A 22,108-nucleotide genomic window follows, 5' to 3' on the forward strand; every position below is an offset into this window, starting at 1 on the left:
AGAGAGGGGCCCTGCCATGACCACCGAGCCGCTGCTCCGGCTCTACCACACCGGCATCATCGTGGACAGCCTCGACAACGCGATGGCAGCCATGGGCGACGCCCTGCGCCTCGACTGGGCGCCGCCGCTGAGCTCCACCGTGCCGCTCGAATGCCCCGACGGCATCCTCGGGCGTGAGGTCCGGTTCACCTACTCGCTGCAGGGCCCGCACTTCATCGAGTTGCTCGAACAGATCAACCCGGCTCCCTACCTCAACGTGACGGGTGGGCGGAGGGTCCACCACCTCGGCTACTACACCGATGACCTGCGCGCCGCCGCGGCGATGCTCGAGGCCAAGGGCTACCGGCGCGAGCTGAACGGCGTCGCCGAGGACGGCGGCATCGGCCGTGCCACCTTCCACTACAACCCGGAGTCACCCGGAATGTGGATCGAGCTCGTCTCGCACGAGGTGGCCGATCAGATCGACGGCTGGATCGCCGCGGCCGCGGCCGCGAAGGGTATCGCCTACGCCTCGCCGTTCGCATGAGCGGACCGCTGGCCGGCCTTCACGTCCTCGACCTGTCGACGTATGTCGCCGGGCCTTCGGCGACGCTGGCGCTGGCCCAACTCGGGGCAGACGTCGTGCGCGTGGATCCCGTCGGTGGTGCGAGCGACACGCGGCGCCTCCCGCGCGGCGTCGACGGGACGAGCCTGTACTGGGCCGGCCTGAACAAGGGCAAACGTTCTGTCGAGGTCGATCTGAGGTCGGAGCCGGGACGCGACCTGGTGCGCTCGCTGCTGGCCGCCCCCGGGAGCGGCCACGGTCTGCTGGTCACCAACGCCGTCGGGCAGGAGTGGCTCGGTTACGAGCGGCTCAAGCAGGTCCGGCCCGACGTCATCGTCGCCCACATCGCCGGCCGCGGCGACGGGCGCCCGGCCGTCGACTACACGATCAACTCGGAGGTGGGCCTGCCATGGCTGACCGGGCCGGTGGACTCCTCGCTCCCGGTCAACCACGTGCTGCCCGCGTGGGACCTGCTCACCGGCTTACACGTCGCGTTGGCGCTCCTGGCAGCGCACGCCGAGCGCGTCACCACAGGTCGCGGCCGGCTCGTCGAAGTCAACCTCGCGGACGTCGCCGCCGCGACCATGGCCCACCTCGGCTTCGTCGCCGACGCGGTGGTGAACGGATCGGCACGGCTCCGCGACGGCAACTATCTCTACGGCAGCTACGGGCGCGACTTCGCGACCGGTGACGGCCGGCGAGTCATGGTCGTCGCGCTCACCGCCCGCCACTGGGACAAGCTGGTCGAGCTGACCGGGACACGCACCGTTCTCGAGAGCCTGCAGACGACGCTCCGGGTGGACTTCGGCGAGGAGGCAGCCCGATACGAGCACCGCGATCTCATCTCGGCGACCCTCGCGCCATGGTTCTCCGCCCACACCCACGCCGAAGCCGTCGCGGCACTCGACGCCGGCCACGTTCTGTGGGGCGACTATCGCACGATCGCCGAGTTCGTGAGCGACCCGCTCGTGACCGCCAACGATCTCTTCCATCAGGTCGATCAGCCAGGCGTCGGATCCTTCCCGGTTCCGGGTCCGGTCACTCGATCGCCCGGATGGGGGCGGGACAAGCCCGCTCCGGCGCCCCGGCTCGGCGCCGACAACGACGCGGTCGTCCGCGAGTGGCTGCAGGCATGAGCACGGAGCGGCTCTTCCTCACCTTCACGCATCTGCGCGACATGACCCGGCACGCCGAGTACAACGCCTGGCACCAGCTCGACCATCTGCCGGAGAACGAACTCCTTCCCGGCGTCGCCTGGGGGGACCGATGGGTCCGCACCCCCGGCTGTGCGGCGGCCGGCCATGTCGGCGACACCGCCTTCGCACCGGTCCAGTACGCCGTCGCCTACGGCTTCCGGGCCCCGCTGGAGCCGGCGCTGCAGGCCTGGACCGACCTGAACCAGCGAGCGCTGTGGTGGGGACGACGCCCGGAACTGGCCTGGACCGAGCGGCGCCCCGTGGGCTTCTTCCATCCCGTCAAGGAGTATGCGGCCGCTCGCGTCCTCGTCGCGCCGGCGGCCATACCTCACCGGCCGCATCGGGGCGTCCACCTCACGCTGTCGCGGACTGCCGCTCCCTCAGTGCCCGCCGGCGCCGCCTACTTCGCGGCACTCGACCGCGACCTGATCCCGGCGATGCTGGCCATTCCCGGCGTTGCGGGTGCGGCGACGTACCGGTTCGCGGCAGGAGCGGGTGGGTTCGGGTCGCCGGCTACGGGCGCCGAGAGCGACCTGGTCGTTCGCATCCTCTATCTCGACGGCGACGTGCTGGAGACCAGCGCCCGCATCGAGGACGAGCGGCCCGGCTGGATCGGGCGGGCCAGCGCGCCCGGCGACGTCGAACACGTCCTGCTCAGCACCCCGATGCTGTCAATCCGTCCCTGGGAGTGGGACTGGTTCGACGGCGGCTAGCCGCTGCTCGCTGCGGACCCGACGGCTGGGTACGCAGCAGCTGAGAACGACCGAGGCCGCGCAGGTGGCGGCACAGGCCGCGGCAGCCCAGGTCAGCCCGGTCATGGTTGCCTCGCCGGACCCCTCTGGGCCTGCGGCGGCACCGATCAGCGCAGCGGTGACCGCACTGCCTACCGCCCCGCCGACCGCTCGCAGGAGGATATTGACGCTCGTGGCGCTGCCCGTCTCGCCCGGCTCGACCGAATCGACGACGAGTCCCGGCAGAATCCCGAACGTCGCCCCGGCCCCGCAGGACGTCAGCACAACCGATGCCACCAACAGCCAGAGGCGCCCGTCGACCTTGATCAGCATCAGCGGTCCCAAGGCGCCGACGACGCCCCCCGACGCAAGCGCGACCCGCCGGCCCCATACCCGCGCCACCGCCGTCGCGGTGCGGCTGCTCAGGTAGTTGCCGACGGCGATCGGGATCATCACCACGCCGATCGCGCTCAGGGTGAGCCCCACCCCGAAGTGGGTACTTGTGGGCGCGAGACCGATGCGGGTGATGAGAACCGGTGTGTTGTACAGACTCACCCCCATGAGCAGGCCCGTGAGATGCGCCGCGAGCACGTTGCGCCGGGCGAACAGACGCAGCTCCACCAGCGGGTGCGCCGCACGGAGCTCAAGGCGGATCCACAGGAGCAGCAGGACGAGGGCGAGCGCTCCGAGAACCAGCACCCTGGTGCTGGACCAGCCCCAGGAGTTGCCCTGGCTGATGGCGAGCAGCACGGACGCCGTGGCAGCGATCAGGACGACCGCCCCGCGCACATCCAGCTGAGAGCTGCGGTCCACCGGCACCGTCCCCGGCAACCCGGCAGCAACCGCCAGCGTGACGAGCAGCGCGAGCACCGCGGCGCCACCGTAGGCCGCGCGCAGGCCGAAGTGGTCCGCCGTGAACGTCGTGACCGGGTAGGCCGCCCCGGCACCGAGCGCTGTGGTGATGGACAGGAGCGCGACCAGCCGCACGGTCGCCGTACCGGTCGCCAGGTCCCGGGCGCATGCGATGGTCATCGCGACCAGTGCCACCGCGATGCCCTGCAGCGCCCGGCCGGCGAGGAAGATCCCGAACTGTGTCCCGAAGGCGGAGATCGCACATCCGAGCGAGACCAGCGCGCAGACCACCAGCATCGCCGGCCGGCGGCGGCGCCCGTCCGCCAGCCGGCCGAGCAACGGCGTCAGCGTGGCACCGACGAGCAAGGTGATCGTGTAGGACCACTGAGATGCCTCGGCGCCAACGCCGAAGGTCTGTTGCACCTGCGGAACCAGCGGAGCGCCAAGGGTGACAACCGCCGCCGACACGAGGGCGGTGCACACCAGGAGCGCCGACAACGTCCGCCCGCGCGCCCCTGGTACCAGCGCCCGATCGCTCAGAGCGTCACCTTCAGGCTGTGGACCGACCGCATCTTCAAACCCGACCACTCGGGCTCGAACCCGTCGACCAGCCGCATGTCGGGGAACCGGTCCAGGAGCACGTTCGACGCCATCTCGAGCTCGGACTTGGCCAGCATCGCGCCGAGGCAGAAGTGCCGCCCGGAGCCGAAGGCGAACGTGTCACCGGCCGCCGAGAAGGTCTTCTCGTGGGCGAGATCGGTCCGGTGGTAGTTGAACGTGTCCGGGTCGGCAAACCGATCCTCGTCACGATTCGCCGAGGCCATGAGCAGCATCACCAAGGTACCGGCGGGAAGGCGCACCCCATGGATCTCGACATCCTGAGTGATCTTGCGACCGTTCATCTGCGACGGCGGACTGATTCGGAGCGTCTCGCTGATGGCCGGGATGACCTGGGAGCGGTCGTCCCGCACCTCCTCGAACAGCGCACGCTCGCGCAGGAGGTAGGCGAACATGCTTGCCAGCGCCTTGCCGGTGGTCTCCGAGCCGGCGTTGAGCAGTTGCGTGATGTGGGTGAGAATCTCGGCGTCCGCCAGGCGCTCGCCGTCGATCTCGGCGGTGATCAGGCCGGAGATGAGGTCGTCGCCGAGGTTCGAGCGCCGGTCTTCGACCACCGGGCCGAGATACGCCCACAGCTCACCGGTCGCCTGGCGACCACTTTCATCGATCTCCGGGTCGCGGGCGAGGTTGCCGAGGAACGCGACGTGACGGTTGTACCAGTTGAAGAACCTGTCATAGTCACTGTGCGGCAGTCCGAGCATGTCGGTGATCACGTAGACCGGCAGGTAGTAGCCGAAATCAGCCAGGAGATCGACCGTGCTGCCCGGTAGGAAGCCGCGCGTGATGTGTTCGGATGCGGACGCGACGGAGCGGTCCAGGATCGTCGCTACATTGCGCGCGATGACCGGCGCCCACTTCTCCAGGCCCTTGCCACGGAAGTACGGCGTCACCAGAGCCTTCTTGCGACTGTGTTCCGAGCCGTCCATCTGCAGCATCGACCGCCCGAACACGGGTTGCAGGCTGACTTCGTAGTTCTGGGTGGAGAACAACGGGTTTCGGTAGGCGAACCCGACGTCCGCGTGCTTGCTGATCAGGTAGCCCTGATAGCCGTCGTCCCAGTGGACAGGGTCCTCGGCCCGAAGCCGGCGATAATACGCATCGGGGTCGGCCGCGACCTCGGGCGAGAGGAACCCGGGCAGCGTCTCGGCGGCGGTGTTGCTCATCGTGACGTCGCCTCCTGCGCGATCTCGTCGAGTCGATATCCAGGTGTACCCCCGGTGAGCGGCATGACGGCCAGCGAGAGTCCGCCGTCCACGGGCAGGTCGACGCCGGTGATGTGCCCGGCCTGCGGGCCGGCGAGGAAGAGCACGGCCCGGGCGATGTCCTCGACCCGCCCGATCTTCCGCATCGGCGAGACGGCCTCCCGGTAGCGCCGGTTCGCCCTGGCGGCGGCATCCTCAGGGTCGCCGAACGACTTGCGGGTGAGGCCCGTGTCCGTCGGGCCCGGCGAGACGCAGTTGGCACGGATGCCGTAGCGGCCCCATTCGACGGCCATCTGCTGGATCATCACTTTCAGCGCCGCCTTGCTGGCGCTGTACATGCCGAGCGGCGGTGTCGGATGGGTCGCGGAGATCGATGCCGTCGCGACGATCGAGCCGCGCGAGTCACGCAACGCCGGAAAGGCCGCCTGGGCCAGCACGAAGGTCGCGCGGGTGTTGACGTCGAAGGTCCGCTGATAGGTCTCGAGGCTGAGATCCTCGAGCGCGCAGACCGAGCTGACCCCGGCGTTGCTCACGAGGGTGTCGAGACCGCCGAAGACCGAGACCGCCTCTTCCACCGCCTTGCCGGCGGCCGCCGGATCGCTCAGGTCGACGACCTGCGGCAGGCACTCGGCCCCGATCTCCCGTAGCTCCGCGGCGACCGACGTGATGGACTCCGCGTCGCGGTCCAGCAGTGCCAGCCGCACCGGGCCGGTGCCGGCTCCGTCGCTCCCGGCCGCTTGCGCCGCCAGGGTCGCCACCGCACGCCCGATCCCACTGCCCGCACCCGTGATGACATATCGCACCGGAACCTCCCGGATCATTCATTTAGCATGGCGAAATAAACCATAGGAGTGATGCCCGCCACCGTCAAGGCAGATCCTCAGCCGAGGAGCCGGATAGGCAGAGCAAGGGGCGTTCGAAGCGAACGGCCACCCCAGCGGAGGTCGGCTTCGACCAGTCTCGCATTGGGAAACCTGCGCACAACGGTGCCAAAGAGCGCCGTTGCCTCCATCCGCGCCAGACCGGCCCCCAAGCAGAAGTGCGGTCCGAGACCGAGGGATACATGCGCGCGGCTGTCCGAGCGCTCGATGTCCAGCTCGTCCGCGCGCTCGAAGACCGCGGGATCCCGATTCGCCGCGGCGAGAACGCCGATGACGGTGTCGCCGGCCTCGACCGGCACGCCGTCGATTTCCCGGCTGTCCTTCGCGACGTAGGGAAGGAAATGCGCCGGGGTGACAAACCGGAGCAGCTCCTCCACCGCCGCCGGGACCCGCTCCGGCTCCGCCACGAGCAGGTCCCACTGATCCAGGTGACGCAGCAGCTCAAGGAGGCCGATGGTGAGCAGGTTGCTGGTCGTCTCGTGGCCGGCGAAGATCATCAGCGCCATCATCGCCATCGCCTCCTCGTGGGAGACCACGCCGTTCTTCTCCGAATCCAGCAGCGCGGCGACCAGGCCGGTCTCGGCGCCGCTCGCCTGCTGCCGCGCGACGAGTACATCGATGTAGGCCATCAGCTGCCGATAGGCGTCATCCGCCTCGATCGCCGCCTGCTCGGAGTCGGCGTTGAATTTGTTCTCGGCGATCTTCTGGGCCCAGCTATGGACCATGTCGAGATCGTCGATCGGAATGCCCAAGAGGTCCCCGAGGACCTGGAGCGGCAGGGAATAGGCGAACTTCTTGAAGTCGGCCGCCCCGCCGCCCTCGGCCAGCGAGGTCAGGTTGCGGTCGACCCGCTCATGCACTTTGTCCTGCATTTCGCGAGCCAGGTTGCGCGCCGAGAACGGCGACTGGACCGCCCGTCGAACTCGTGGATGGTCCGGCGGATCCAGCCGTACCAACTGATGAAACTCCTGGTCGAGAACACGGCCGAAGGCAGCACTGCCGTGCGGGCTGAACTCCCGCTTCGCGCGCTCGTAGCGGGCGGACGTCTTCGTGCCCTGCCGGCTGTAGAGGATGTTGTTGTCGCCGAGCAGTTCTTGCACCTGCTCATGCCGGCTCAGAATGACCACGTCACCCTGTTTCCAGACCGGGATCTCCTCGCGGAGCCGGTTCCAGGTCGGATACGGATCGGCGAGCTTCCGGCCGTCTCCGGCCAGCAGCGCGAGTACGTCGTCCTGTAATGCGCTCATGCCTGCACCTCTACTACGAGCTTGCCGACGACGCGGCCGGTGAGCAGTTCGGCGAATGCCGGACCCGCGGCCGGCCAGCCGGACACCAGGTGAATCTCCTGGTCGAGCGTTCCCGACACGATCATGTCCGTGAGCGCGCGGCGCGCGGCGGTGTTCTCCGCGGCGAAGTCGGCGGCCCGGAAACCCTGGACGGTCAGCGAGCGGGTCACCAGTCTGAACCAGTTGTCCAGGGGCAACGGCGCGATCACGGCTCCACCGATGCCGGACATCTGCCCGCACAGGGCAACGCGGCCGAGCGGTCGCAACCGCTCGACGAGTCGCGCGGAAGCCTCTCCCCACACGTTGTCGAAGACCGCGTGCAGCCCGTCAGGCGCCCAGTGGTCGATCTCGGCCAGCCAGTCGGCGCAACGGTGGTCGACAGCGGTGATGCCGCGCCGCTTGAGACCATCCGTCTTCTCCGGACCGCCCGCGATGCCGAGGACGTCGGCGCCGCTCGCGGCGATGAGCTGTGCGGCGACCTGGCCCACGCCACCGAAGGCGCCGGTCACGACGATCTTCTCGCCCGCACCCGGGCGGAGCACCCGCGTCACGCCGAAGTAGGCCGTCAGGCCGGTCAGCCCGAGCAGACCGACCGCGTGATGGAGCGCGACGCCCGGTGGCGCGTCGTACCGCTCGGCCACCGCGGCCGGAATACAGACCTTCGTGGCCCAGGCGCCCGGCGCGATCACGGTGTCCCCCACGGCGAATTCGTCACTCCGGGACTCCGCGACGGTGCCGACAATGCCCGCGGGCGGGACGAAGCCGGCACCCTCCGACCGGAGACGGATCCGTTGCGAAGGATCCACAGAGGCATACCGGACGTCGACAACTATCTCACCGCCCGCCGGTCCCGGCAGCTCCCGCCCGATCACCGCGAATGAACCGGCGGTGATCGGAGCCGCGCCATCGTGGGTGAGCCGGGCTTCGTATGTCGTGACCGACGCCGCCACGGGACCTCCTTCACATCTCACGAGAAGTTCAGCGGTGACAGAGCGCCCTACCGGAGAGGATCGACGGCTCGGTGATCGCCGACGGTCGCCGCCAAGCGGGCGAGGTGGTGACGCCGATCGCCGAGCAGGTGCTCGATGGTGGTGAGCCGCATCGCGTAGTGGCCGACCTGGTACTCCATGGTCATGCCGATCCCGCCGTGCAGCTGGATCGCCTCCTGGCCGACATGACGGCCGGATTCGGCGACCCGGAGCTTGGCTCGCGACGCGGCCTCAATGCCTTCGGCCTCATCGCCGTCCGCGAGCACCATGGACGCCCACAACACCGTGCTGCGCGCGAGCTCGAGTGCGACGTACATGTCGGAGGCGCGGAAGGTGAGGTTCTGGAACGCTTTCAGCGGCTTCCCGAACTGGTGACGGCTGCGCAGGTAGTCGCAGGTGATCTCCAGTGCGCGCTCCATGGCGCCGAGCGCCTCATGGCCGTAGGCCACCTGTGCGCGCGCTCGCGCGTAGTCGATCACGTTGGTGGCGTCCGCCGCCGGATCGCCGAGCGGCTCCGCGGCCACTCCGTCGAAGGACACCCGGGCGGCCCGCCCGCCGTCGTAGGTGCGCAACGACGTCCGTTCGCCTTGCGTCGTGGTGAAGAGTGCCGGCGTTCCGCCGACGTCGGCGACCACGACGAGCAGGTCCGCGCGCGCGGCGTTGAGCACTGGCGAGACGCTGCCGTCCAGCACCCAGGCGTCACCGGTGCGGCGAGCGGCAACCCCTGGACCGCCGGCGTACGCCGGTAGAACAGTGCCGTCCGCGATCCCGGAGACGTCGGCGCCGGCTCGCGCGAGGAGCCCGCCGCACAGTACAACCGCCTCGACGAAGGGCTCGGGAGCCAGGACGCGCCCGATCTCCTCCGCCACCAGCCCGACCTCGACGGGTCCGGCACCCATGCCGCCGGCCTCTTCCGGGAAGGGCAGACCGAGAACTCCCATCTCGGCGAGCCGGGCCCACATGACCTCGTCGAAGCCCGGGTCGGTGGCCGTGGCCTTGCGGCGGCCGTCGATCGTGGCGTAGGTCTTGCTCAGCAGGCTGCGTACCGCCTCGCGGATGGCGCGCTGCTCGTCGGTGTAGTCGAAGTCCATGCCCTAGAGCCCCAGGATCGTGCCGGCGATAATCTGTCGTTGCACCTCGCTGGAGCCGCCATAGATGCTGGCGGCCCGCAGATGGAGGTAGGCCGGAGCAGCTGAGCGCGTCCACGCGGGCGCTCCTGCGGCCGGGTCGGAGGAGATCCCCTGCTCGCCCGCGAGGTCGAGCACGAGCTCGGTGACCGCCTGCTGCAGCTCGGATCCTGCGAGCTTGAGGACGGACGAGGCAGGCTGGGCCTTGCCGCCGGCCGAGTCGGCGGCAACCCGGATCGACGTCAGCTCGATCGCCAGGAGGTCGTTCTCCAGCCGCGCGAACTCCGCTGCGAGGAGCGGATCCTCGCGCAACCGGTCTCCCGCCCAGTCCTTGGCCTTCGCCAGCAGCCATTTGGTGCCGCCCACGCCGGCGATACCCACGCGTTCGTTGCCGAGGAGGAACTTGGCGTAGTCCCACCCGTGGTTCTCCCGGCCCACGAGGTTGCCGGCAGGGACCCGGACGTCCTCGAAGAAGACCTCGTTGACGAGGCTCCCGCCGTCGATGAGCTGGATCGGCCGGACGGTGACGCCCGGCGTCGTCATGTCGATGAGGAGGAAGGAGATACCGGCCTGTTTGCGGGGTGCCGCGGGGTCGGTGCGCACCAGGGTGAAGATCCAGTCGCCGTACTGGGCATAGGAGGTCCAGATCTTCTGGCCGTTGACGACATAGTGGTCGCCGTCGCGCACGGCCGAGGTGCGCAGGCTTGCGAGGTCCGATCCCGCGTCGGGCTCGGAGAAGCCCTGCGACCACCAGATGTCCGCGCTCCGGGTGGGCGGGAGGAAGCGTTCCTTGATCGCCTGCGATCCGAATGCGGCGATGACCGGGCCGACCATGGAGGCGTTGAAGGTGATCGGCGGTGGGACGCAGGCCAGCTGCATCTCCTCGTGCCAGATGTGCCGCTGGAGCGCAGTCCAGTCCTTGCCGCCCCATTCGACGGGCCAGTTGGGGACGGCGATGCCGGCGGCGTCGAGCGTTCGCATCGACTCGACCATCTGCTCCTTGGTGAGCTCCTCGCGGGCCGCCACCGTTTCCCGGATGTGTTGCGGCACCTGGGTGGTGAAGAACTCGCGCAGCTCGGCCCGGAAGGCCGCATCCTCAGGTGACAACCTCAGCTTCATGCCGCTCCTTCGAGGCGTTCATCGAGGACGCACCCCACGCAATCACTTAGCCTCACTAAATAATGTCCTCACCGTGACACGGCCGACGAGTCGTGTCAAGGACGTCTCCCGGCGGAGAGGAGCCGGTCCAGCGACGCGCCCAACGTCAGGCCGCCTGAGATCGCTGAATCGCTGGACGGACGGCGGGCGGCCGCGGTAACGTGCCGTCGACCGTGGTCCGGCCTGAGGGGGTGAGCACCGTGAACGTTGTAGCGATGTGGGTGCTCCCCATTCCCGTCACGGTCGGGCGACTGCGGTAGGTGCCGCCCGGGAGCGTCCCTCTGGGATCTCCCGAAAGGTGACACCGATGAACACACTCGTCATCACACGCGTGGCCGAACGGCAGTGGCATGCCCTCGACGACGACCTCGTGGTCGGCCGCGGCGGCGCCTCGCCCCGCCCGGACGGCCGCCTCTTCCTGAGCATCGACGCCTGGCACGACGACGTCTTCGCCCGCCTCGCCGAGGCCATGCTGGCGGCCCTGCCGCGACCGCTGTACACCGTCGTGGACGAGGCCGACCTCGACCTGCGAACCCGGTGGGTGCAAGCCGGCCTGACCACCCGCCGCCGCGAGTGGGAGTACGTCATGTCGACCGGCGGCGATCGTGCGGTACCACCGCCGGGTCTGACGCTCTTGCCCATCGGCACCGCCGAGCTCGACCCGCTGCGCTGCCTGGACCGCACGATCCGCGCCGAGATCGAGGCCACGATCGGCTGGGATCACATGCCGGCGGCGGTACTGTCCCGACCGCTCGACCCCACCTGTTACGCGGTCGCCGCAGAGCTCGACGCCTACGCGGGCCTGGCCCGATTGGCGCCGCTGCCGAGGCACACCCGGATCGGTCTCATCGCGGTCCGGGCCGACCGCCGCCGCCGCGGCGTCGCCCGCGCCCTGCTCGCGGAGATCCTGGCGGCCACCCACGCCCGCGGCGTCGCGACGGTCTCCGCGGACGTGCACGAGGCCAACACCGCGGCCATCGCCCTCTTCGAGGCCGCCGGCGCGCGCCGCACCGGCAGCAACCTCGAGCTGGTGATCCGCTGATGCCCAAGGCAACCGACGGCATCCAGCTCGAGGGCACCGTGCTGGAGTGCCTGCGCGACGCCAAGTTCCGCGTCGAGCTCGCCAACGGCCACATCGTCCTGGCCCACATCAGCGGCAAGATCCGCAAGAACTACATCAAGATCCTGCCGTTCGACCGCGTCCTGGTCGAGCTCAGCCAGTACGACCTGACGAGAGGCCGGATCCTCTTCCGGTACCGCAACTAGCCCCCGGAAACGAAGGACGGCGCCGGTCTCCCGGCGCCGTCCTCGTGCGTTGTCACGACGAGTCATCAAGGCGGGTATCTTGGCACCATGCCTCGGTGGGAACACGGCAGTGCAGAGCGGCTGAAACAGGCCGCCATGGAGCTGTTCGAAGAGCAAGGGTTCGAGGTCACCAGCGCCGTCCAGATCGCGAAGCGCGCCCGCGTCACCACCCGAACCTTCTTCCGGTACTTCCGGGACAAGGAAGAAGTGCTTTTCTCCGACGCGGACGCGCTCAACGAGGCGCTCGTCCAGGAACTCCGCCAGACGACCGACGTCACGGAGCCGCTCCAGGCAGTGACCCGGACCTTGGCCGGTTTCGACTGGGAAAAACTCGGACCACGAGAATCCCAGCGCCGGCGGCACGCGATGATCGCGGCAAACCCTCAACTGCTGGAGCGAGAACTGATCAAACAGCAGCAGCTGGCCGACGGGCTCCGCGGCGCACTCCGTCAGCGCGGAATCGACCCCGACATCGCAGAACTCGCGGCTAACGCCGGGAGCCAGGTGTTCCGCACGGCCTACCGGCAGTGGCTGGAAGGCAACGACGACACCGACCTGACAACAATGACCGAGACCGTGATGTCGCTCCTCGCCACGATCGTGCCCGTGGCCCGGAGGAGGAGCAGTGGGACGGGCCCGGTCATATCCGAGAGGGCCTGAGGCTCGGCGCGGGCAATCCCCGTCAGCTACGTCTCTTCCTGTCGAGCAACGGTCGAGCCGTTCGTCACCGCGGGGAGAACGGCTCACAGACGCGCGCGGTGGGCGACCTCCGCGGCGTCCGGAGGCGTGGTCGGGTAGACATCGGCATCGAAGAACCGGGCGAACGGAAGAGTCTCCAGCGTCTCCGCCACGTTCTGCTCATCCGTGGCGATGACCTCGATGAACGTTGCCCGCCGGGCGGGGGAAACGTAATGAGCGCCGATCCTGCCCGCCGAGCGCAGCACCTCCAGCTGCTGCTGCTCGTCGCCCCTCAATGCGTTGAACTCCGTGAGGTCCGTGTCGGCGCGGAGTATCCCGACCACCATGAACGTCCGGGCTTCGGTAGGACTCGAGGTTGTCGACATGGCCTGTCCTTTCGATGGCGTTGATTGTCGCTACGCGGGGCCGATCCGACGGAACGTCAGGCGGGAGGACCCCGACGACGAGAGCGCGCGGCACCGCCCTTTCGCGACGATGTCTCGGCGTGACATCATACTATTGATGTCCCGCCGTGACGTCAAGTCGTGCGCCCGGTATCGGGCTACTCCACGGCCGCCGGTGGGCTGATCTCGCGCTTGAGGATCTTCCCGGTCGGGCCCTTCGGCAGCGCGTCGAGAAACCAGATCCGGCGGGGGTACTTGTACGCCGCGACCTGGCTCTTGACGTGCGCCTGCAGGCTCTCGACGGTCTCGGTGACGCCCGGTCGCAGCACCACCGCGGCGCCGACCTCCTCGCCGAGCGCGGCGTCAGGGATGCCGACGACCGCCGCCTCCAGCACGGCGGGGTGCTCGTAGAGCACCTCCTCGATCTCGCGGGGGTAGACGTTGTAGCCGCTGCGGATGATGAGTTCCTTCTTGCGGTCGACGATGAAGAGGTAACCCTCGTCGTCGGCCCGGGCCAGGTCGCCGCTTCGGAACCAGCCGTCCGGGATCGCCTCCTCGGTCGCGTCCGGCCGGCGCCAGTAACCCTTCATCACGTTGTGGCCACGGATGGCGATCTCGCCGACGTCGCCGGGCGGCACGTCCGCGCCGGTGTCGTCGACCACGCGGATCTCCACGCCGCGGATCGGGGTACCGATGGAGCCGGGCTTACGCGGGCGGTCGGGATGGTTGAACGAGGCGACCGGGGAGGTCTCGGACAGGCCGTACCCTTCCAGGATGATGCAGTCGAACGTCTTCTCGAACCCGTGCAGCACCTCGACCGGCAGCGCGGCCCCGCCGGAGACGCAGATGCGCAGCGCGTCGTAGCGCGGCAGGCCGGCGACGCCGCCGGCGGCACCGAGCAGCGCCACGTACATGCTCGGCACGCCCTCGAAGACCGTCACCCGATCCCGGGCGAGCACGTCGAGCACGACGTCGGGGACGAACCGGGGCACCAGCGTCAGGCAGGCGCCGGCGGAGATCGCGGCGTTGAGGCCGCAGGTCTGGCCGAAGGAGTGGAACAGCGGCAGCCCGCCGAAGATCACGTCGTCCGGCCCGAGCCGGAACAGGTCCCGCGCGGCGACCTCGACGTTGGTGGCCAGGTTGGCGTGCGTCAGTTCGGCGCCCTTGGGCTGGCCGGTCGTGCCCGAGGTGTAGAGGATGACCGCGGTGTCGGACGGCTCCCGGTCCACCACGCCCCGATCGGCGGGCACCGGCAGGGCGGCGCCGAAGCCGGCCTCCACGACCGTGCAGTCGATGCCGGCCCGCGCCGCGCCGGCGTTGGCCGCCTCCGCGCACCCGTCGCCGGCGAAAATCATCCGGGCCTGCGAGTCGCCGAGATAATAGGTGACCTCACGCTCCTTCAACAGCGGATTCATCGGTACCACGACGGCGCCCGCCCGCAGGATCGCGTAGTACACGACCGCGAACTCGGCGACGTTGGGCAGCATCACGGCGATCCGGTCACCCGGCCGCACCTCGCGGGCGACGAGCAGTCCGGTGACGCCGGCGACGCGCCGGTCGAGCTCCCGGTAGGTGAGGACTGTCTCGTGCAGCCGGACCGCGGGGCGGTCGGGGAATGCGCGCGCGCTGCGCACAAGGTTTCCGGCAAGATTCATGGCGGACCTCCGGGTGGCGGTTGAAGTGCCACGATTCTGGTCGGCAGCGGGCCTGCGAGCCATGTCCCCCGGAACACGGCCTCCGGCCGGTACGTTGTGCCCGCGCACAACGCCATACCCTCCCTGGCCTCCGCTCGAGCCCGTACGCTGCGTGGATGGCGCAGTTACCCGCCTCCCCCGGACCGACCGTCGCTGCGATCGGCGAGCGGCTGTCCGGCCGGATCGACGAGCTTGCGGACGAGCTGACAGCGGTGATCCGTGCGGCGGAGCCGTTCTACGACGCGGGGAATGTCGTGCCGATCGCCGACCTGCACAGCTCCGTCCACGACAACCTGGTGTACCTCCTGAGCCGGCTGGCCGGCCGGGCCACGCCCGACCTCGGGCCGCCGCAGGCGACCGGCCACCGCCGCGCCGAGCAGGGGGCGCCGCTGCCGGCGATCCTGCACTCGTACCGCGTCGCCGGCACGCGCATCTGGTCGGTGATCGTCGAGGAGGGGCTGCGCCTGAACGGCAACGCGGAGGCGCTCCTGCCCGCCGCGTCCGCGCTGTGGTCGATCATGGATGAGCTGTCCAGCTCGGTCACCGACGCCTACCGCGAGACGGTGGTCGAGCTGACCCGCAGCCACGCGCAGACCCGCAACGCCATGCTCGACGTGCTGCTGCACGGCGACACCGGCGACGGGTCCCTGCTGTGGGAGAGCGCGGCCGGGCTACGCCTGCCACGCCAGGGGGTGTTCGTCGTTGCCGCCGCGCACGCCGAGCAACTCGGCGCGGAGTCGATCCCCCACGCCGAGGAGGCGCTGCGGGCCCGCGACATCGAGTCGGCCTGGCGGGTGGAGATCGACGCGCACGTGGGCGTGGTGGTGCTGACCCCGCGCAACACCATCGACCGGCTGTGTGCCCACCTCGCCGAACTGGCCGGCGGGCCGGTGGGGATCAGCGAGCAGTACCACAGCCTGGAGCAGACCCCGACCGCACTGCGGCAGGCCCGTCTCGCCTTTGCCGCCGGCGCGCAGACCGGGCGCGGTGTGATTCGCTACGAGCAGGTGCCGGTCGCGGTACTCCTGGCGAGCGCGCCGGCCGCGGCGAGCGGCGTCGCCCAGGCGGTCCTCGGGCCGGTCCTCGCCCTGCCGGCGCACGAGTGCCAGCTGCTGCTGGCGACGCTGCGGGCCTGGTTCGCCGAGGACGGGGCCACGTCGGCGGCGGCCGCGAAGCTGTACCTGCACCGCAACACCGTGCGGTACCGATTACGGCGGGTCGAGGAGCTCACCGGGCGCAGCCTGACCCGGCCGACCGGCATCGCGGAGCTGCACCTGGCGCTGGAAGCGGCCCGGATCCTGCGGATGCCCATGTGAGGCCTCAGGCCTGACCGAAGCGTAATGGCGTCGCCGCGCTCGGGTTGGCATCTGCCGCGCGGGGTAGCACGCTGTTCTGACCATCCAGCAGGAGTCCGGTGTGCGAAATCGTCACGAATCCGGCGGCCTTAGCGGCCGGTTGGCCGAAGTGCTCGAGTTCTCACGACTCGCGCTGGAGCATGTCACCGTAGCCCTTTGCGACGAGAGTCCAACCGCACCAGGCGCTTTGCCGGGCGCGGGAACGGCAATGCACGCACTGCGACTGGCAGTAAGTGACCAGGCGATGGCGATCAGGGCGACCCGCGTCCGGCAATCGGCGACCAGCCTGCCGAGTGTCGTCGCCGCCGCGCAGGTCAACGCCGACGCGGCGGGCCTCGCCGCCATGGTGCGGCGGTTGGCCGAGATCGCCGCGTCGAGACCGTCAAGGCCGATGATGCCGGCGGACGTGCGGGCCATCGTGTGCCGCACGGGTCGGGCCTGCGTGGAGATGATGACCATGGCGGCCGCTGTCGCACGGCCGCCGCAGCGCATTGCCGAGGCGGCGATATGCGCACGAGGCGCCGAGATGGATCAGCTTCGACGCCGGCTCCACCAGCTCCTGCTGCGCGAACCGGATTCCGTTGATGTAGACGCCGCGCTGGACGCTTCCCTCGCCTGTGGCTACTACCGGCGGTGCGGCGACCTCGCCGCGTCCATGGCCGAGCACGCCGTGCTGGCGGCCGCCGGCGAGCCGGTCCGGCGCGGGGAACGAGCGCTCTGCTGAGCGAGGATTCGCGTGGCGAACGGGCATTGGCAGTTCTGGATCGACCGCGGAGGCACCTTCACCGACGTCGTCGCCCGAACTCCGGACAACGGCCGGCTGGTGACACACAAGCTCTTGTCGGACAACCCGGCATGCTACGAGGATGCGGCAGTCGCCGGAATCCGCGCGCTGCTCGGCATACCCGACACGGTTCCGGTTCCGGCAGACCAGATCGAGACGGTCCGGATGGGCACCACGGTCGCCACGAACGCGCTGCTGGAGCGCACCGGCGAACGCACCGTGCTGGTCGTCACCAAAGGCTTCGGGGACGCGCTGCGCATCGGCTACCAGAACCGTCCGCGCCTCTTCGAACGGCACATCGCGTTGCCGGAGATGCTCTACGAGCGTGTCATCGAGGTGGACGAACGGATCCTGGCTGACGGCACGGTACAACGCGCGCCCGATCTCGACCGGCTGACCGCCGACCTGCGGCGCGCCTACGACCACGGCATCCACGCCGCCGCGGTGGTCTGCCTGCACGGCCACCTGTACCCGGCACACGAGCGGGAGATCGGCGAACTGGCGGAGCAGATCGGCTTCCGCCAGGTCTCCCGCTCCAGCGAGGTCAGCCCCTTGATGAAGCTGGTGCCGCGGGGCGACACCACGGTCGTCGACGCATACCTTTCCCCGGTGCTGCGCCGCTACGTCGGGGCGGTGGCGGCGCAACTGCCCGACGTGCGGCTGATGTTCATGCAGTCCAACGGTGGCCTGGCGGAGGCCGGGCATTTCCGCGGCAAGGACGCGCTGCTGTCAGGCCCGGCCGGCGGCATCGTGGGCATGGCACGCATGTCGCAGCTGGCCGGCTTCGACAAGGTGATCGGCTTCGACATGGGCGGCACCTCCACCGACGTGTCGCACTATGCCGGCGAGTACGAACGCGTGCTCCACGCCCAGATCGCCGGTGTCCGGCTGCGCGCTCCGATGATCGACATCCACACCGTCGCCGCCGGCGGGGGCTCCATCCTGTACTTCGACGGCGCCCGGTACCGCGTCGGCCCGCACTCGGCCGGCGCCGACCCGGGCCCCGCCTGTTACCGCAACGGCGGGCCGCTCACCGTCACCGACGCCAACGTGATGCTCGGCCGGATCCAGGCGGCGACGTTCCCCCGGGTCTTCGGGCCGACCGGCGTCGAGCCGCTGGACGCTGCAGTGGTACGGCAGCGGTTCGCCGAACTGACAGCGGCTATCACCGGGGAGACCGGCGACGAGCGCACGCCGGAAGAGGTCGCCGAGGGATTCCTGCAGATCGCGGTCGCCAACATGGCGAACGCGGTGAAACGGATCTCGGTGCAGAAGGGGCGCGACGTCACCGAGTACGTGCTCACCACGTTCGGCGGCGCCGGCGGGCAACACGCCTGCGCCGTGGCCGACTCGCTGGGCATGCGCGCCGTGCTCGTGCCGCCCATGGCCGGTGTGCTGTCCGCGCTCGGTATCGGCCTGGCCGACACCACCGTCATGCGCGAACAGTCGGTCGAGGTCCGTTTGGGGCCCACCGCGATGCGGCGGGTCACCGGCGTCGCGGACGCCCTGGAGGCGGCGGCGCGCTCAGAGCTGCTGGACGAGGGCGTTCCGGGCCGGCGGATCCGGGTGCATCGGCGGGTACATCTGCGCTTCGACGGCACCGACACCGCTGTGCCGGTGGACCTGGCCGACCTGGACACGATGGTCGCGTCGTTCCGCGAGGCGTACCGGCGCACGTATTCCTTCCTCATGGACCGGCCGCTCGTCGTCGAGGCGGTCTCGCTCGAGGCGGTTGGGCTGACCGAGGAGCCGGACCTCTCCGCTCTGGGCGGGGGCACCGGCGCGCCCGGACGCGACACCGATACGGCGCCGGTGGCCACGGCATCGCTGTACACGGGCGGGGCTTGGCACGAAGTGCCGCTCTACGACCGACAGTGCCTGAGGGCCGGGGCCGCGATCGGCGGCCCGGCGGTCGTGGCCGAGGCGAACGCCACGACGGTCGTCGACGATGGCTGGCAGGCCACGGTGATGAGCCTCGGGCATCTGCTCATGGAACGGGCACGGCCGAACGCGGCGGCATCCGGCGCGACGACCCGAGTCGATCCCGTGCGGCTGGAGATATTCAACAACCTCTTCATGTCGATCGCCGAGCAGATGGGCGCCCGGCTGGAGTCGACCGCGCAGTCGGTGAACATTCGCGAACGGCTGGACTTCTCGTGCGCGCTGTTCGACCCGGACGGCAACCTGATCGCCAACGCGCCGCACATTCCGGTTCACCTCGGCTCGATGGGCGTCAGCGTCAAGGAGGTGATCCGCCGCAACGGCACCGGCATGCAGCCGGGCGACGTGTATGCGATCAACGACCCGTACCACGGCGGCACTCACCTGCCCGACATCACCGTCGTCACCCCCGTCTTCGGCACCGGGCGGCGGAAGATCTCGTTCTACGTGGCCTCTCGCGGCCATCATGCGGAGATCGGCGGGCTCACGCCCGGCTCCATGCCCGCGAACAGCCGCAGCGTCGATGAGGAGGGCGTGCTGTTCGACAACTGGCTGCTGGTGGAGGGCGGCCGGTTCCGCGAGCAGGAGACGCTGCGGCTGCTCACCGAGGCGCCGTACCCGTCCCGGAATCCCGCCACCAATCTGGCCGACCTGCGCGCGCAGATCGCGGCGAACGCCAAGGGCGTCGAAGAGGTGGGCAAGATGATCGACCACTTCGGCCTGGACGTGGTGCAGGCATACATGCGGCACGTACAGGACAACGCCGAAGAGGCGGTGCGCCGGGTCATCGACGCTCTCGCCGACGGCGAATACCGCTACGAGACCGACTCCGGCGCGATCATCTCGGTACGGATCACCGTGGACCGGGCCCACCGCAGCGCGACGATCGACTTCACCGATACGTCACCGCAGCTGACAACGAACTTCAACGCCCCCTCCTCGGTCGTCACGGCGGCGGTGCTGTATGTCTTCCGGACCCTCGTCGCCGACGACATCCCGCTCAACGACGGCTGCCTGCGCCCGCTGCGCATCATCGTCCCGGACGGTTCGATGCTCGCACCGGTCTACCCCGCAGCCGTCGTGGCCGGCAACGTCGAGACTTCACAGGCGATCGTCGGCGCGCTCTATGCCGCACTGGGTGTGCAGGCCGAGGGCTCCGGGACGATGAACAACGTGAGCTTCGGCAACGAACGGCACCAGTACTACGAGACGGTCGCCTCCGGCTCCGGTGCGGGTGAGGGATTCGACGGGGCGGCCGCCGTACAGACGCACATGACGAACTCCCGGCTGACCGACCCCGAGGTCCTCGAATGGCGGTTCCCGGTGTTGCTCGAGGAGTTCTCCATCCGGCGCGGTACGGGCGGCGCCGGCCGCTGGCGAGGCGGGGACGGCGCGGTACGCCGGATCAGGTTCCGGGAGCCGATGACCGTCAGCACGCTCGCCGGCCACCGGCGGGTGCCACCGTACGGCCTGGCCGGCGGCTCACCCGGTGCACTCGGCGCGGCCCGGGTCGAGCGCGCCGACGGCAGTACGGTCTCCCTCGCCGGCTGCGACTCGGTCGACGTCCAAGCCGGCGACACACTGATCATCGAGACACCGGGCGGCGGCGGATACGGCAGCCCTTGACCACCGCGGTCGAGGTGCCCACCGGGCAGGTTTCGTCCCGCAGCCGCAGGGAACCAGCGCGCATGACCAGTGCCGAGCGGCTGCCGATCATCTACGTCCGCGGCTACGCCGGGCCGCCGCGCGGGATCGACAAACAGGTGGATGACCCGTTCTACGGGTTCAATGCCGGCGCCACGCATGTGCGGATGAACAGCGACCGGGACCCACGCTTCTACCAGTTCGAAAGTCCGATTCTGCGGCTCATGACCGACGAGGGGTACACCCTCCTCGTGCACGGCGACCAGCACGTCTACCTGGAGTCCCGCCCGGACCGGACCGTGCCGCCCGCGTCGATCTGGGTGCACCGCTTCTACGACTACGCCGCCAGCACCTTCGGCACCTCGATCGGGGACACACGTGAGCCGTTCGACCTCGAACAGGCCGCTGAGCGACTGTACGACCTCGTGCAACTCGTACGCCGCAAGACCGGCGCCCCCAAGGTCTACCTCGTCGCGCACTCGATGGGCGGCCTCATCGCCCGCTGCATGATCGAGAAGGTGGCGCGTGGCGTCGACCCGCGCACCGGGCAGGCCCGCGATCCGGCCTCCGAACTGGTGGACAAGCTGTTCACCTACGGCACCCCGCACGGCGGCATCGTCTTCGACATCGGCGGCGGACTGGTCGACTGGGCGATGGAGACATTCGGACCCTACGGTTCGGACATCTTCGCTCCGCACCTGATGTACGGCTACCTCACCCCCGGCGTCGCCCGGGGTACACATGCGCCGGAAGGCTGGCAGCCGAACGAGATCGCGCAGGACGCATTCGACGTGCGCCGCGTGTTCTGCCTGGTCGGAACGGACGCGACCGACTACGGCCTCGTCGAGAAGGCCATCGGGCCACCGAGCGATGGGCTTGTCCGGGTCGGGAACGCCTCTGTACTCGGCGCTCACAGCGCATTCGTGCACCGGGCACACAGTGGACGGTACGGCCTGGTCAACTCCGAGGAGGGCTACCAGAACCTGCGCCGGTTCCTGTTCGGCTCCTACGAGGCACGGCTCGACCTCACCGGCCTCGCCCTACCCGACCCGCAGGCCCCGCATGCGGCGCGATCCTGGCAGGCCGAGGTCCGGGTGGCGGTACGCGGTCTGCCGATCGTCCTGCACGAACAGCTCTCCGCCCACTGCTGCCCGATCCAGCTCGGCCACGGGCCGGGCGGGCAACGCGGCGACGCCCCGGTGCCCGTGGTGGCGTTGGCCACGGTCTTCCTCCTCGACCCGGCACGGTTCCGCACCGACGACGCCGAGGCGCCGCCGCGCCGCCGGTACACCCTGACGCTGCGGGTGCTCCACCTGACCGAGACGCATCGCGGGTTCCTCTGGGAGCACCACCTCGAGCAGGTCGCCGACTGGGAGGACACTCTCATCGTCGACGTCGGGCGCCGCGACGACGATCCCGAGACGGCCATGCGTGTCTGGACCGCATGGAACTCGGCACTCCCCGGCGCCGCCGAGGACCACGACCCGGTCAGCGCCGAAAATCACCCCTTCGACGGTGACGGCTTCCACTGCGACATCGCTCCGCCGCCGGTCGCGTGCCCCGTTCTCGGCGAAGGCGCCCGGCTCCGGCTCACCGTGTCGCGACGAAGGTGAGACGAACGTCCGTCCACCGGTCACCTACCGGGCCCCTCGTCCACGGCCGGCTCGGTGGCCTGCCTCAACCAGGCCCCGATGTACGGCTTCGACGCCGCTGGGGCGG

At 69.7% G+C, this 22,108-nt stretch carries 19 protein-coding genes and 1 pseudogene; 10 read left to right on the top strand and 10 right to left on the bottom strand.

The window, feature by feature from the left end:
• Nucleotides 1-16: 16 nt before the first annotated feature.
• The 3 genes from ACQPXD_RS35610 to ACQPXD_RS35620 are packed head-to-tail and all read left to right on the top strand — an operon-like array spanning nucleotide 17 to nucleotide 2,453.
• Nucleotides 17-526 carry a VOC family protein gene (locus ACQPXD_RS35610; RefSeq protein ID WP_432825809.1) on the top strand — a complete coding sequence of 170 codons (510 nt, stop codon included), beginning with the start codon at nucleotides 17-19 and terminating at the stop codon, nucleotides 524-526.
• Entirely contained in the window at nucleotides 523-1,680 is a 1,158-nt protein-coding gene (locus tag ACQPXD_RS35615; protein ID WP_432825811.1) for a CoA transferase, read from the top strand. Before ACQPXD_RS35610 ends, ACQPXD_RS35615 begins: the two co-directional genes overlap by 4 nt.
• Nucleotides 1,677-2,453, top strand: a complete 777-nt coding sequence (locus ACQPXD_RS35620; RefSeq protein WP_432825813.1) for a hypothetical protein — start codon at nucleotides 1,677-1,679, stop codon at nucleotides 2,451-2,453. Before ACQPXD_RS35615 ends, ACQPXD_RS35620 begins: the two co-directional genes overlap by 4 nt.
• On the opposite strand, the gene ACQPXD_RS35625 is transcribed toward ACQPXD_RS35620, so the two are convergent.
• From ACQPXD_RS35625 to ACQPXD_RS35660, 8 genes and pseudogenes are all read right to left on the bottom strand, one after another.
• Nucleotides 2,412-3,746, bottom strand: a complete 1,335-nt coding sequence (locus tag ACQPXD_RS35625; RefSeq protein ID WP_432825815.1) for an MFS transporter — start codon at nucleotides 3,744-3,746, stop codon at nucleotides 2,412-2,414. The two genes, ACQPXD_RS35620 and ACQPXD_RS35625, sit on opposite strands and share 42 nt — an antisense overlap.
• Nucleotides 3,747-3,859: 113 nt before the next feature.
• On the bottom strand, nucleotides 3,860-5,104 hold the full coding sequence (locus ACQPXD_RS35630) for a cytochrome P450 (protein WP_432825817.1): 1,245 nt from the start codon (nucleotides 5,102-5,104) through the stop codon (nucleotides 3,860-3,862).
• Nucleotides 5,101-5,964 (bottom strand): SDR family NAD(P)-dependent oxidoreductase, encoded by an 864-nt coding sequence (locus ACQPXD_RS35635; RefSeq protein ID WP_432825819.1) that lies wholly within the window; start codon nucleotides 5,962-5,964, stop codon nucleotides 5,101-5,103. Before ACQPXD_RS35635 ends, ACQPXD_RS35630 begins: the two co-directional genes overlap by 4 nt.
• 59 nt (nucleotides 5,965-6,023) lie before the next feature.
• Entirely contained in the window at nucleotides 6,024-7,271 is a 1,248-nt protein-coding gene (locus ACQPXD_RS35640) for a cytochrome P450 (RefSeq protein WP_432825821.1), read from the bottom strand.
• The gene (locus ACQPXD_RS35645; RefSeq protein WP_432844084.1) at nucleotides 7,268-8,011 is read right to left on the bottom strand and encodes a zinc-binding dehydrogenase; all 744 of its coding nucleotides are present in this window, start codon (nucleotides 8,009-8,011) and stop codon (nucleotides 7,268-7,270) included. Before ACQPXD_RS35645 ends, ACQPXD_RS35640 begins: the two co-directional genes overlap by 4 nt.
• 6 nt (nucleotides 8,012-8,017) lie before the next feature.
• Nucleotides 8,018-8,281: pseudogene (locus tag ACQPXD_RS35650) on the bottom strand (hypothetical protein); the annotation flags it as partial.
• Nucleotides 8,282-8,307: 26 nt separating this feature from the next.
• Nucleotides 8,308-9,390, bottom strand: a complete 1,083-nt coding sequence (locus ACQPXD_RS35655; RefSeq protein ID WP_432825823.1) for an acyl-CoA dehydrogenase family protein — start codon at nucleotides 9,388-9,390, stop codon at nucleotides 8,308-8,310.
• Nucleotides 9,391-9,393: 3 nt separating this feature from the next.
• Nucleotides 9,394-10,545: an acyl-CoA dehydrogenase family protein gene (locus ACQPXD_RS35660; RefSeq protein WP_432825825.1), complete on the bottom strand. Its 1,152-nt coding sequence runs from the start codon at nucleotides 10,543-10,545 to the stop codon at nucleotides 9,394-9,396.
• Nucleotides 10,546-10,891: 346 nt separating this feature from the next.
• Between ACQPXD_RS35660 and ACQPXD_RS35665 the strand changes: the two genes are divergently transcribed.
• From ACQPXD_RS35665 to ACQPXD_RS35675, 3 genes are all read left to right on the top strand, one after another.
• Nucleotides 10,892-11,626, top strand: a complete 735-nt coding sequence (locus ACQPXD_RS35665; protein WP_432825827.1) for an N-acetyltransferase family protein — start codon at nucleotides 10,892-10,894, stop codon at nucleotides 11,624-11,626.
• The gene (gene infA, locus ACQPXD_RS35670; RefSeq protein WP_432825829.1) at nucleotides 11,626-11,850 is read left to right on the top strand and encodes a translation initiation factor IF-1; all 225 of its coding nucleotides are present in this window, start codon (nucleotides 11,626-11,628) and stop codon (nucleotides 11,848-11,850) included. The genes ACQPXD_RS35665 and infA overlap by 1 nt, the downstream gene beginning before the upstream one ends.
• A 135-nt stretch (nucleotides 11,851-11,985) precedes the next feature.
• Complete coding sequence (locus ACQPXD_RS35675; RefSeq protein WP_432825831.1) at nucleotides 11,986-12,549, top strand: TetR family transcriptional regulator; 564 nt, start codon at nucleotides 11,986-11,988, stop codon at nucleotides 12,547-12,549.
• Nucleotides 12,550-12,632: 83 nt separating this feature from the next.
• On the opposite strand, the gene ACQPXD_RS35680 is transcribed toward ACQPXD_RS35675, so the two are convergent.
• Together ACQPXD_RS35680 and ACQPXD_RS35685 are read right to left on the bottom strand one after the other, a co-directional pair.
• On the bottom strand, nucleotides 12,633-12,953 hold the full coding sequence (locus tag ACQPXD_RS35680; protein WP_432825833.1) for a hypothetical protein: 321 nt from the start codon (nucleotides 12,951-12,953) through the stop codon (nucleotides 12,633-12,635).
• A gap of 176 nt (nucleotides 12,954-13,129) precedes the next feature.
• The gene (locus ACQPXD_RS35685) at nucleotides 13,130-14,626 is read right to left on the bottom strand and encodes a long-chain-fatty-acid--CoA ligase (protein ID WP_432825835.1); all 1,497 of its coding nucleotides are present in this window, start codon (nucleotides 14,624-14,626) and stop codon (nucleotides 13,130-13,132) included.
• A gap of 155 nt (nucleotides 14,627-14,781) precedes the next feature.
• On the opposite strand from ACQPXD_RS35685, the gene ACQPXD_RS35690 reads away from it, so the two are divergent.
• The 4 genes from ACQPXD_RS35690 to ACQPXD_RS35705 all read left to right on the top strand — a co-directional run bounded on the left by ACQPXD_RS35690 (nucleotide 14,782) and on the right by ACQPXD_RS35705 (nucleotide 22,002).
• On the top strand, nucleotides 14,782-15,981 hold the full coding sequence (locus ACQPXD_RS35690) for a PucR family transcriptional regulator (RefSeq protein WP_432825837.1): 1,200 nt from the start codon (nucleotides 14,782-14,784) through the stop codon (nucleotides 15,979-15,981).
• Nucleotides 15,982-16,081: 100 nt separating this feature from the next.
• Entirely contained in the window at nucleotides 16,082-16,744 is a 663-nt protein-coding gene (locus ACQPXD_RS35695) for a hypothetical protein (protein WP_432825839.1), read from the top strand.
• Between the two features lie 12 nt (nucleotides 16,745-16,756).
• Nucleotides 16,757-20,371, top strand: a complete 3,615-nt coding sequence (locus ACQPXD_RS35700; protein WP_432825841.1) for a hydantoinase B/oxoprolinase family protein — start codon at nucleotides 16,757-16,759, stop codon at nucleotides 20,369-20,371.
• Nucleotides 20,372-20,433: 62 nt separating this feature from the next.
• Nucleotides 20,434-22,002, top strand: coding sequence for an esterase/lipase family protein (locus tag ACQPXD_RS35705; RefSeq protein WP_432825843.1), 1,569 nt, complete (start codon nucleotides 20,434-20,436; stop codon nucleotides 22,000-22,002).
• Nucleotides 22,003-22,108 lie beyond the last annotated feature (106 nt).

Source organism: Dactylosporangium sp. CA-092794, assembly GCF_050948465.1.
In the GTDB taxonomy this organism is placed as follows: Bacteria; Actinomycetota; Actinomycetes; order Mycobacteriales; family Micromonosporaceae; genus Dactylosporangium.